This window comes from bacterium (genome assembly GCA_023150945.1).
Taxonomy (GTDB): Bacteria; Zhuqueibacterota; Zhuqueibacteria; order Zhuqueibacterales; family Zhuqueibacteraceae; genus Coneutiohabitans.
In genome coordinates, this window is record JAKLJX010000032.1 from 47,464 (window position 1) to 60,145 (window position 12,682).

At 57.7% G+C, this 12,682-nt stretch carries 9 protein-coding genes; all 9 read right to left on the bottom strand.

Going from position 1 to position 12,682, the window contains the following annotated elements; genetic code table 11:
• Window positions 1–203: 203 nt before the first annotated feature.
• On the bottom strand, window positions 204–425 hold the full coding sequence (locus L6R21_25850; protein MCK6562628.1) for a hypothetical protein: 222 nt from the start codon (window positions 423–425) through the stop codon (window positions 204–206).
• Window positions 426–515: 90 nt separating this feature from the next.
• Entirely contained in the window at window positions 516–1,193 is a 678-nt protein-coding gene (locus L6R21_25855; GenBank protein ID MCK6562629.1) for a hypothetical protein, read from the bottom strand.
• Between the two features lie 52 nt (window positions 1,194–1,245).
• On the bottom strand, window positions 1,246–1,923 hold the full coding sequence (locus L6R21_25860; protein ID MCK6562630.1) for a hypothetical protein: 678 nt from the start codon (window positions 1,921–1,923) through the stop codon (window positions 1,246–1,248).
• A gap of 160 nt (window positions 1,924–2,083) precedes the next feature.
• The gene (locus L6R21_25865; GenBank protein MCK6562631.1) at window positions 2,084–3,523 is read right to left on the bottom strand and encodes an ABC transporter permease; all 1,440 of its coding nucleotides are present in this window, start codon (window positions 3,521–3,523) and stop codon (window positions 2,084–2,086) included.
• On the bottom strand, window positions 3,520–4,545 hold the full coding sequence (locus L6R21_25870) for an ABC transporter ATP-binding protein (protein MCK6562632.1): 1,026 nt from the start codon (window positions 4,543–4,545) through the stop codon (window positions 3,520–3,522). The genes L6R21_25865 and L6R21_25870 overlap by 4 nt, the downstream gene beginning before the upstream one ends.
• Window positions 4,546–4,935: 390 nt before the next feature.
• Window positions 4,936–6,096 carry a putative porin gene (locus tag L6R21_25875; GenBank protein ID MCK6562633.1) on the bottom strand — a complete coding sequence of 387 codons (1,161 nt, stop codon included), beginning with the start codon at window positions 6,094–6,096 and terminating at the stop codon, window positions 4,936–4,938.
• 280 nt (window positions 6,097–6,376) lie between these two features.
• Window positions 6,377–9,517, bottom strand: coding sequence for an efflux RND transporter permease subunit (locus L6R21_25880; protein MCK6562634.1), 3,141 nt, complete (start codon window positions 9,515–9,517; stop codon window positions 6,377–6,379).
• 265 nt (window positions 9,518–9,782) lie between these two features.
• A complete protein-coding gene (locus L6R21_25885) occupies window positions 9,783–10,211 on the bottom strand; it encodes a hypothetical protein (protein MCK6562635.1) in 429 nt (142 codons plus the stop codon).
• Window positions 10,212–10,353: 142 nt separating this feature from the next.
• Window positions 10,354–12,570: an efflux RND transporter permease subunit gene (locus L6R21_25890; GenBank protein MCK6562636.1), complete on the bottom strand. Its 2,217-nt coding sequence runs from the start codon at window positions 12,568–12,570 to the stop codon at window positions 10,354–10,356.
• Window positions 12,571–12,682: the final 112 nt, after the last annotated feature.

The window sequence follows — 12,682 nt, forward strand, 5'->3', positions numbered from 1 at the left end:
TCGCTAAATGATTGTTGCCTGTGCCATGCTAGTCGGAAATCTGAACTGGGGCTGAAGCGAGGCTGCCTGATCCGCTGATTCCCGCGTTTGCAGAAGCGAAAAAAATGGGAAAGCCTTCGTGGCCCTCCCCGAGGTGGAAGAATGAAGGCGCCCGCCATATTGGGCCGGCGCCAAACCGAATCGCTTTCGTCAGGTGAAGCACTTCATGCTTTCGTTAATTTGAGAATGGCATTGAGCAGGAATGTGGCGCCGGCGATCAAGCCAGCGTCGAGCGCGGTGGCGGGCGTGTCGAACGTGCCCGCGTCGAACCACTCTTTTGCCTGCAACACCACAAAGCCGATCACTGCCACCTGAATGGCGCTCATGAGCAGGCCCGTCCACGTGCTGCGCGCACCCTGGCCAAGTGATTTGGTGGAATTCTCCATCCGTGCTCCTCAGGTTCGTGTTTGTTCGATATCGCCATTGGTTCGAAGCCGGCGCGCCGGTCGAGCGCCGCCCGTGAGTGTCATCGCATCCTATTTCTTCACGATCGTTTCAGCCGGCGGTTTTTCCAGAAACTTCGCGGGACTCAGAATGAGCTGATCGAAGCCGACGCCCTCCATCCCTGCCTGCAGGCGTACGGTGATTTCGCCGCTGGTTTTGAAATAGATCAGCGATGGCGTTTTGGCGCCGGCAAAATCAGAACTCACCCAGGCCCAGCCTTCCTGCGCCGGCCCTTGCGCGGTCAAGTAGCTGCCGGTGCGGGGCTTCAAAATTGCCTGGTTGTCTTTGTCCACCGCCTCCGTAAACTGCACCCAGAACTTGTTTGCCTGCGATTTGCCCTTGGGCTTGCCGACTTTCATGTGAATCCAGCAGCGGTACGGAACGCCGGCCTGCACTTTCACCTTGAAGGTCACATGCGGATCATTCTCGGGCGGGGGATCCAACTCGCCGCCGGTATTGGGCGTTCCCACCAGCTTGCCGCCGGGCGCGGCCGGATCTTTCCAAAAATCGAACTCGGAAAGGGCGCTTTCCGGCAGGTCGGAGGCGTAGACGACGATCTCGGGCACGCCGGATTTCTGGTCCTGGGTTTCGGCAATTGCCTCGCGGTCAGCAGCCGGCGCCGCGGCGGGTTCTCTGCCCGCGCCCAGCGCCAGACCATGACAACTCGCGAGCAACGCCATTCCGGCAACAATTTGCAGCGGTTTGATCATTTCATCTCCTTATAGCTGTCTTGATTCGATGGTTGTGGCATGATCGCGTCTGCTACTGATCCGCAGTCATGTCAATGCTCTTGCTCTCACCAACCTGCAAACCGCCGACGCGCGCGAGCAGCTTTTGATATTCTTCGTCGGTGGGCTGGTAGACGATGACAACGCTCGCGCCCAGGCCGCCGGCACTGGTGACTTGATGCACCAGTTTGAGCGTGCCGTCTGGCTGCATGGTGAGCGTGCCGGTCGAGGCTTGGGCCGCGCCGCGCTCGGAGGCTCTGCCTGCAATCTGGCCACCACTGGTCGCCTCCGCGTCCTGGTTGAACAGATTCGCGGCGCCGGCAGTGACGATGCGGGCGCCAACCGGCGGGCCCTCTGCCAACACCGCCAGCTCACCGGCGAGGCTGTCCACCTTGACGCGTTCGCGCACAAAAACCAGGGAATCCGGGTTGCTGAACACCCATGTGCTGCCGCGCGAATCATAGATGACTGACATGACGGGGACGACTTTGCGGACCTTCCCGCCGAATTTGGTTTCACCGATCGGGGCCGTCGCGAGGCCGAGCTCTGCGGCTCTTCTTGCGGTCAGTCGTATGCGCTGGCGCGCATCTCCAGCTAATTCGATCCGCGTGCGGCCGGCCTCGGGCGGAGGTTCCGGCTGCTGTTGGCACGCGGTAAACTGCAGGCTGGTAACGATGAATACCGCTACCGGCCAGTGCGGTACGCATGGCATGGTGCGTTCGCCTCTTGAATGTTCAACGTAAGACAGCTCCAAAAGCCCCACGGCATTTCTGCTTGCGGCGCTGCGCCCGGCGGTCGATTTACCGAGCCGGCGCGTGGGATTGATCAGTGCGCCGTTGGACTCGCCCCACGAGGCCTTTCCCGTTCCGAGGTTACGAACCGGTCGGGGTGCCGCCCATGTCGATCTTCCGGCGCCGAATCCGGTAGAGCAGAATGATGGCACCGATCAACACGAGCGGACCGCCGATCGCATAGGGCAACACGCCGCCGGGATTGAGTTTGGTAAACGGCGTCACGACCAGGTGGATGCCCGAACTCGCGACCGGCTGGCTGGTGGCGTCCCTGCCCGCGGGTTCGGGAATGACGACCATGTAGACCAGATAGTCGCCGTCGAGAATCGCGTTGACCCGCCAGCCATGCGTAGCGGACTCGCCCGGCGCCAGGGTTTCGACGTATTGCGTGCGCTGCGGTGACCAATCTTCGGGATCGACGATGTCACCGGCCGCATCAAGATTGACGATGTTCATCGCCAGGCAAAGCGCAGGAGAGTTTTCCGTGCCGTGGTTGGTCACCACTGTGTTGTACAGGATGTAGTCTCCCGCCTTCACCGTCTTGTAGTCCATGTCGATGGTGATCTGCACGGCATGCTGCGGGGCAGCATGCGTCGTTTCCTGAGCCGCTGCCGGCGACACGCCCGGTAACACCACCAAGCCGGCAATCACCAACACGCCCACCCCGATCAGACGGCCAATCGCAGCCCAGAACTTGCTCGTTTTTCCCGCTTCCAGCCGAAGGCTTGGGCTGGCATAGAGGAACAGCACGCCATAAACCAACAGGGCAAACACGACGGACGAGAGGAGAAACGGCCACCACTCGCCCAGCGTTCGGTTATTCACCAAGATCTTCGACAGAAAGTGGTTGACCGCGGCGATCGGGTTCACTTGCTGCAGCAGCGAACCCATCAGGCCGGTTTGCGCACGGCCGGGCAAGGTGGTCGGCAAAAGGAAGAGAACATAGATGCCCAAACCGACGAACAGGCTGGTCTTGTTGGAATTGGACCAAAAGCTGCCGATCATCCCCATGGCGGTATACGCCGGCGCCAGAATCGAGCCGGTGATGGCGCCCCAGACGACGGCATGGCGAAACACTTCATTGCCTTGCGAAATTACATGCATGTAGGGAATGGCGATGGCAAAGCACACCGGCCACGGCGAAACGCCGGCGAGAAACTTGCCGAACACAATCTGTCGCCGGCTCGTGGGGGTCAATAAGAGCGATTCCAGCGTGGCGCGTTCGCGCTCGCCGCTGATGCTGTCCGCGCCGATGATCAGGCTGATGAACAGGCCGACGGCGATCGCTGCCTTGAGCGTTTCATACACCATCTCCTGCGGCGGAATCAGGCTCAGCTCGCTGTTGCTGGCCAGCACGTAGGTCATGATTCCCAGCAAGATGCTGAAAATGAGGACGAGCACCGGCGCCTTGCCGCCCATCCACAATTCATTCAACTCTCTGATGAAGACCAGCCACCAAGTGGGCGCGCCCGCCCCCGGCAGCTCACCCCGACTGTTGTTCATGTTCTGTTTTGTACTCACGCCACGGCCTCCTCGGTTAAGTGCAGAAAGACATCTTGCAAGCGGCTGCGTTCAGTCGAAAAATCAAGAATGGGGATTTCGGCGCGAATCAGCGCCTCCAGAATCGTGTTGTTGGAGTAGGCGGTCTCCGCCGAATTACCCTCTGCAAAATTCGCAAACTCCACGCGCAGCCAGCCATCTTCCTCGCCCACCGGCGTTACGTTCGCGACGTGCGACATGGCAGCCAGCACGCCCCGGGCTTCTGCCAGCGAGGCTTGCGGCACTTGAATGCGAATGCCGCTTCCGGCCATGAGACCCTTGCCGCTGCGGCCCTGGCGGAGAATTTCATCCACGGTTCCGGCCGCGACCACCTGGCCCAGGTTCAAGATGAGCACGTCATCACAAATGCTTTCCACCTCCGGCAAATCATGGCTGCACAGGATCACACCGACGGCGCGCTCGCGCGCAATCCGCTCGATCAAATCGAGCAGTTCCTTTTGGCCGCGCGGATCCAGGCCCAGCGTTGGCTCGTCCAGAAAGAGGACGGAGGGATCGTTCACCAGCGTGCGTGCAATGCCCAAGCGCTGTCGCATGCCGCGACTGTAAGTGCCGATCAGGGATTTCGATCGCTTGTCCAGCCCCACTTCTTCCAGCAGCTCCGTGCCGGTGGCCTTGGCCTGCGCTGCGCTGCGGCCATACAGCCGGCCGTAGAACACCAGAAACTCCAGCCCGGTCATTTGCTTGGGAAACCCCAAACTCTCCGGCAATACGCCGATCTTGCGGCGCAGCTCTTCGGGATGATCAGAGCTGATGCCGTTGACCACGAAGTGGCCGGCGTCGGGCTCCAAGATCGTCGTCAGGATGCGAATCGCAGTCGTTTTGCCCGCGCCGTTCGGACCCAGGAAGCCCAGGATTCGTCCCGCATTCAAGGAAAACGATAGTCCTTTCAGCGCTTCCCGCTGGCCGTACGACTTGCGCAGGTCACGCGCCAATAATACTTCGGGCGAAGATCGCGAAGACTTGGAGTTATTTCTGTCTGACATTGAACCAGCCTCCTCGAAGAACTATGAGAGCCGAACAACCCATTGGTCAGGCAAGGCCAACTTCTCTCTGCACTGATCAGAATAAAATAAATATAATCAAAAAATCTGAACTGTAACTGAATCGTAACATTTTAGACGTTGAGCATCGCTTCGATTTGCCGGCATGAAATCGACCAATGATCTTGTCTGGCCTGCTCCACCTACTTGCTGGCATTGTGGGTGGGTTGAGATCACTTTGCCGCCGCCGGACGTACGCCCGCGCATGATCAAACGGTGACGCAAGCAAGCCAGCCGGAGCGCGCCCGCTTTTTTCGTGGCGATGGAATTCGCTGAATCCGTGCTGAGCCGTCGCCGCCGGCCTCCGCTTGCGCCGTCACCTTGCCTTCACTTTCAGAAATTCACCAGCACATTCAGCCGCAGGCGTGTGTAGAACTCGTTTTCATTGCCCTCCGGCCCGGTAGTGGGAATGAATTGGTCGCGCCGAAAATGATACAGCGTGGCGGTAAGCACGGTGTTTTCGACGACGACATAATCGAGCGCCAGCGTATGTTGCTCATAGTTGCTGGAGAAAGTAGTGTTGTCATGGGTGAAGGCCGCCAGCGCGGCATCGGTTTCCAATCTGGAGTATCCATATTGCAGCCGCCAATCTCTTTTTTTCGCGGCTTTCCCGACGTAGATATCCGCGGCAAAACCGGCGTCCTCCTCGACCGCTGCGCCGCGATTCTTCACATAGTCTCCGACGAAACGGACCGGGAAGCGCTCACTGAAGCCGCGATACTCGAGGATGGCGACGGCATTGATCAAATCAAAATCGGAGAGGTAACCCTTGCCGTTGACCGTCAAATAATTGCTTTGAATGTCGCCGGCGTTGGCGTTGAGCAAGCTTTTGATGCTGTAATCATAGTAGCCGCCCGCCAGGGTGAGATTGAGGTTGGGGCCGGGGCGAAGGGCAACTTCCATCTGGCCGCCCAGCATGTAGCTGTCATCATTGACGGTTTGTTCATCAATGATGAAATACACGCCGGTGAGCTTGGGAATGAAGCTTGAGGAGCCGGAAAAGGTGTAGCTCGCGCCCACCCCCTGCGGATTCACATCACCGTCCCACACCAGCTCGGTGGTGCGAAAGGGATTGGCGAATTTGCCGCCGGTGAGAAAGAGATTTTTGTACTTCAACTCCATGTACACGCGATCCAGGCTGATGGTGAGGTCGTTGACAAAGTCACCCAGCGTGATATCGGTGGTGTTGGGGTCATCGGGCGAGCCGGTGGCCAGGCGCGCGCCGAAGTTGAACAGTCCGTTTATCTTTTTGTTCATGCCGAATCGGAAGCGCACGACTTCGCGGTAGCGTGGATCGCGGCTGCCGGGCTGGGCGCTGGGCTCCTGCTTGGTCGTTCCCTCAAAGCGCACGCGGAAATCTCCGGCGAAGTTCAACGGCTCCGTCTGCGCTCGGGCTTCGTCCAGGGTGGGCGCAAACAGGAGCATCAGAGTCGCCAGCAGCATGCTGAGGGGGCGTTGGCCGCGCTTGGCAGCCGGGCTGATTCTCTTACGCATGGTTGTGTTCTCCATTAGGACAGCTTTCCCTGCCGTTCCGCCAGGCTTCTTCTCACCAAGCGGGAGAGACAGCCAGCGGTTTGACGGGTTTGCGGGCCAGTTGTTCGTGAACGCTTTCTCCGCCTGCACCTTCACATCATTTCTCCCCCGCTCGTTATGCGAGCGGGGGAAGTTTTCCGCAAGGAAAGGGTGCAATGTTCGAGTCCAATACGATCTGGATGCCGGGGACTTCACTCCGCCTCCCGGCCGAAGCCATAGCAAGAAAGCGCGGGATGATGCGTTATGCGGTCTGTGCCGCAGGCGTGCCGTTGCTGTGGCGCCCAAACTTCAAATACAAGCTCGGCACCACAAACAGATTGAGCAGCGTCGAAGTGATCAAACCGCCGAGAATGACCACGGCCATCGGATGCTCGATCTCGTTTCCGGGAATCGCGCCCGCGATCACCAGGGGGATCAGCGCCAAGCCGGTGGTCGAGGCGGTCATCAAGATCGGCGCCAGCCGTTCTTTGGCCCCGCGCAGCACCAGACCGACGCCAAAGGTTTCACCTTCTTGCTCTTCGAGGTGCTGGAAGTGATTGATCATCAGGATGCCGTTGCGCGCCGAGATTCCCAAAACCGTGAGGAATCCGACCATCGAACCGAGCGAAATAACGCCGTCGCCCAGCCAGGCTGCCAGCACGCCGCCGACCAAAGCCGAGGGCAACAGCAAGAAGGACAGCGTTGCCAGACGCCCGTTCTTGAAAGAAGTATGCAGGAAGAAGAAAATGGCGATGCCGGCAATGATCGAAAAGATAAGCATCTTACGCTGGACAGCCTGCCGCTCGGTGTACTCTCCCAGCAGCACGGGATAGTACTCCTGCGGAAACTCGACAGTTGCCAACGCTGCTTCGACGTCCGCATAGACGTCGCCGAGATCACGGCCCTTGACATTGCCGCCCACGTCGATGCGGCGCTTGAGGTGTTCACGATTAACCACATTCGGCGTGGGCGCGACGCGCACCTCGGCGACCTCTTGCAACTGCACGTGACCGCCACCGGGAACGTCGAGCAACATTTCCTTGATATCGGTCACGCTGTTGCGTGCCGAGGGAATGCTCCACACATTCACGTCGTACGTGCGGTTGCCGATGTGAATGTCACCCGCCTCTTCACCGGCGATCATCGTAGTGGCCATGCGGCGAACGTCACCTGGCTTGAGGCCGTATTTCTGCGCCTTGACGAGATCCACCTTGACTTCAATCTGAGGAATCTTCTCCTGAAACGAGAAGTGCAGTTCGACGATGCCGGGAACTTTCGACAAGGCCTCTTTTACTTCCGCGGCCTTTTGGCCGAGCACATCCAGATCCGTGCCAAAGATGCGCACCACAATGGCTTCCGAGGTTCCGGTTAACACCTCGCGAATGCGTTCTTTGAGATAAGTTTGTACATCGCGATAGATTCCGGGATAGCCATCGACCGTGGTCTGAATTGCTTCCAGCGTCTTGTCATAGTCCACCTTCGGGTCAATACTAACCCAGTGTTCGGCGAAATACATACCGACGACTTCATCCATGATCAACGCTTGCCCGATGTGCGAGCCCAGGTTGAGCACGCCGGGAATTTCGAGCAGTTCCTCGGCGCTTTGAATGCTGATGCGTTGCATTTCCGGCCATGAGGTTCCGGGTTTGGTCAGCCAGTGCATCAGGAAATCTCTCTCCTTAAAGTCAGGAAGTAATGACTGACCGAGCCGCGGATAGATCAAAAGGCCGCCCAGAAGAAAGACGCCGACTGTGGCATAGGCCATGCCCGGTTTTTTGACAATTTTCGTCAGCAGCGAATCGTAGCCGCGCTGCAGCCAGCGGGTGAGCGGAGACTCGCGGTGCTCCAACGGCACGTTGCGTAACAGCAGAAAACTCATCGCCGGCGTAACAGTCAACGCGACCACCATGGAGGCTCCAATCGCTATCGCGTAAGAGAGGGCTAGCGGCTTAAAAAATGCGCCGGACAAACCTTCCATCACGAAGACCGGCCACAACGCCGCTATCTCGATTAGCGACGAGAAGATGATCGCGTGGCGTACTTCATACGAGGCTTCAAGAATAAGCCTCCCGAACGAAGTTTTCCGGCCCTCTTTTCGAGCCTCACGCAAACGCCGCACGATGTTTTCGACGTCGACAATTGCGTCATCGACCACGGCGCCTAAGGCGATTACCAGACCGGCCAGTACCATGGTGTTGATTGTGGTTCCCTGCCAGTGAAACACCATCAAAGCCGCCATCAACGACAAGGGAATCGCCGTACAACTAATCAATGCCGTGCGCCACTCGTAGAGAAAGGCAAAAAGAATGACAATCACCAGCAATGCCGCAATGAGCAACGCCTTGTTGAGATTGTCAATGGACATCTCGATGAAGGTGGCCGGGCGGAAGATGGCGGCGTCGATCTCCACGTCCGGCAGGCCGGGCCGCATGGCATCAATCGCCTTTTCCACCTCTTGTGTCACACGCAGCGTGTTGCCCCAGGGGAATTTTTCCACGATGAGCAGCAGGCCGATACCATCGTTGACGATGCCTTCGCCGATCATGGGCTGATGCCCCATGACGACCTCGGCCACGTCTTTCAGGTACAGTTGCTGGCCGTTTCTGACCGCAACCGGCATTTCACCCAAGTCCTTTGCCGTAACATTTTCATAATCTTTGACCAAGGGCAGAACGTGCCGGACTTGCAAGCGTTGATTCGGCGTATCGATCCAGCCGCCGGAGCCGACATGGTGCCCCTCAGAAAACTGGAACAACCCGACATCCAAAGCAGAAGTCGTGGCTTCCATTACTTCATCCAGCGTCACTTTGTGCTTCTTCATCCACTCCGGCACAACGTTCACCTGGAACATTTCAATGCGCTCACCCCAAATGGCAATATTGGCCACACCGGGAACGCGCAATAACCGTTGGCGGATCGTCCAGTAGGTGATCATCGATAAATCAACTACCGACTTGGTTTTGGAGGAGATTCCGATCTTCAACATACGGCTCGTCGCCGAGAGCGGCGGCAGCATAATCGGCGGCGCGGCCCAGGTCGGCAGAATCGGCGATATCGTGGTCAGGCGCTCGTGAACATTTTGCCGCGCCAGCAGCAAATCAGTGCCTGCCTCGAAGTACATTTTAATGGCAGACAAATCCGGAACCGATTTGGAGCGCATGACGGTCATTCCGGGGATTCCGGCAAGCACCTGTTCCAGCGGAACGGTTACCAGAGATTCGACTTCTTCCGGAGAAAGCCCGAGGCAGATGGTCTGAACTTCGACCATCGGCGGGGCAAACTCAGGGAAGACGTCCACTGGCATCTTGCCAAGTTGCCCGATGCCGAAGTACATCAGTCCCGCGGCGACGGCAATCACCAGGAACCGAAACTTCAGGCTCGTTCCAACAATCCATCGCATCATAGCGAACCTCTATGATTGATTTTTTTCAAAGCAAAGTTGAAAGTTTGAGAAACTGCTTGTCGCTGGTTTCTGGTTGCTGGTATACTGTTTTACTTCAATTCCGTAGTCCTGCCCCCTTGTGGGGCATTGCTGTAACCGCGACCTCATGGTTTTTGACCTCCGCCCACAAGGGTCGGGGACTAGAAAACCTGCGCAATACGAATCTTTCAAAACCAGCAACGAGCAACCAACGACCAGCAACAAGCGACCAGCAACCAACAACCAGTTAATGTCCAACCTTGAACTCGGTCCCGTACAGCTCGGCAACAGCAACAGTTGCGATCGTCGTGCCCGCCGGCGGACCGGAATTCAGAGTCACTGTATCCCCCGTAATTCTATCGATATCGACTTTGTGGCGAACGTATGTGCGCGGTGCCGGGCTGGTATAGACCCAGGTTTCTCCCTTCGGATCGTAGATCAGCGAAGAATACGGCACCACGGTCTTACCGCCCTGCTCGCGCACAGTTTCGGTTTGAACATCGAGCCGTTTTACGGCTTGCTCGGTTAGCGTCACTTTCTTGACGTCCGATCCGGGAATGGCTTCAACTTCAGCCGGGTGTTCGGCATGGTGGCCGGCATGATGCCTTTGACACGCGGTGATTTGCAGACCGACGATAAGCAGTGCTGCAATCATCAAACGGCTCAGATTCTTCATCGTTCTCTCCTTTGCGTTGTATGCTGGTTAAGAGCAGGCGGCTAGCGCCCGTCTCAATCAGGTCATTCTGTCGGAATCTTTTTTGATTTGTCATCAAGCCTTGGCTGGGAATTTCACCCAGCCAAGGCCATCAGAAGCGTACTCACATCGCAGGCTCGGCTTTTCCGCTCTCTCTCATTTGCGCCATCGCCTCGCGCATTTCTTCTTCGGTGACGACCGTGATGGGCAGATCGAGATCGGGTTCACGTTTCGCGCCAAAGAGCAAGTACATGGCAGGCACGCCGGCCAGGCTGTACAAGGTCGAGGTGATCAAGCCACCGACTACGACAACGGCCAGCGGTTGGGCGATTTCAAGACCGGCGATGTTACCGGCAAACGCCAGCGGCAAGAACACCAGCGCAAGCGCGACTGCCGTCAACAAGATGGGGCCAGCATGCTCGCGTGTGGCGTGTTGCACCAATTCGGCGCCAAACTGTTCACCCTCGCGCTCAAGACGCCGGTAGCGGCTGACCAACGACATGCTGTTGCGCGCGGTCAGGCCGAACACCGCAAATAATGCCACGATCGCGCCAAAGGAAACCGAACCGCCGGTGGTCAACCAGGCCGCCAGAGCGCCGCCAGCGAGTGACATCGGCAGGGTCACAAACACAACCGTCGCCAGGCGCCAACTCTGGAAGAACACTTGCAGCAGCAGGAAGATGCCAATGGCAGCGGCAATCGCGAAGGCGATCACGCGGTTTTGGGCAGCGAGCCGCTCCGCATACTGCCCTAATAGCTCAGCGCGATATTCGAGTGGAAAATCGATTTGGTCAATGCCGCTTTCGATATCGGCTGCGATAGCGGCAAGATCACGGCCGCGCACGTCGGCAACCACGTCAACGCGGCGCGCGACTGCGTCACGGTAGATTGCGGCTTCGCCCGGCATGATGCGCACATGAGCAACGTCTTGCAGGCGCACATGGCCGCCTTCGGGCCGGTCGATGAGAAGATTGGAAACACTTTCGACGCTATGGCGCACACTGGGCGCGCCCCACACGACGACGTCGAACACTTTCTGTTCTTCGAAAAGGCTGCCGACCACAATGCCCGAGACCAAGGACGTCGCGGCCCGGCGCACATCGCCAGGCTTTAGACCATATTGCTTGGCCCGTTCGATATCGACTTCGATTTCCAACGTCGGCATTTCTTCGGGATATTGCACCTGGGGATTGACAATGCCGCTCACCTTCGAGAGCATGTTCTGAACTTCTTCCGCCTTTTTGATGATCATATCCGTGTTTTCGCCATAAACACGCACGATCAAGTTTTCGCCGGTACCGGAAAGTTCCTCTCTCACCTTCAATTCACTATAAGTCAAAACTTCCGGTGATAATCCCGGATATCCGCTCACCACTTCCTGAACGCGCGCGACCGCGGCATCATAGTCGGCGGCAGGATCAATGCTGATCCAAATTTCACTGTCGTTGATGTTGGTGTGCTTATCCGACATAATCGCACGGCCAATATGTGAGCTGACATTGCGGACGCCGGAAATAGAGCGCAACTCACGGCTGGCCAGAGTTGTGATGCGAGTCATCGCCGGATGGGAAGTGGCCGGGCTGCCGGCCATGCGGACCACCAGGTCTGTCTCTTTAAAATCCGGCAGCAAAGATTCTTGACGCAAGAAGGCCAGGGACAGCAAGCCCACCAACGCCAGCACGCAGGCTGTAACAAACGCCGGGCGCGGGGCACGAGCCGCCCAGCCAAACAGGCCGGTGTAAAGGCCACGCAATACGCCCATAGCGGGAGAGTCGCCGGCCTGAAGTGATCCCTTGCGCAACAACAGCAGGCTCAACGCCGGAGTGATGGTTAAGGCAACCGCTAATGAGGCCAGCAAGGCCAAAATGTAGGAATTTGCCACCGGTTGCCAAAGCGCGCCGGAAACGCCTTCCAAAAGCAAAAGCGGCACCGCGGTTAACACCAGGATTGCTGTCGCGTAAAGCAAGGGGCTCCGTGTTTCGGTGACGGCTTCGTAAATAATGTTCGAGGTGGATTTGCCGCTACGCTCTTCGCGCGACTGGCGCAAACGCCGAACGATGTTTTCGACGCCGACGATGGCGTCATCGATAAGGGCAACCAAACCGATCATCAATCCGGCAATAATCATCATGTTAATTTCGACACCGCGCAGGTAGAGTACGCCTGCCGCGACGATGGCAGACACCACCACGCTTACGGAGGAGATTAGGGCCGTGCGCCAATTGAAGAAAAAGGCGAAAAGCGTCAGAATCATGAGAATGCCGCTGATCAGCAACGTCGAAGACAAATTGTTGACGGCCAGATCGAGGAAGGTTGCCGGACGAAACAACGTGGGATCCATTTCCACGCCGGCAAGGCCGTGACGCAGGGCAGCTAAGGGCCCGTTAAAAAACAAAGTATACAATTCTGAAGGTGCTTAATTTCGGGGCTTGATTGTGTAATTCCATTCGCCG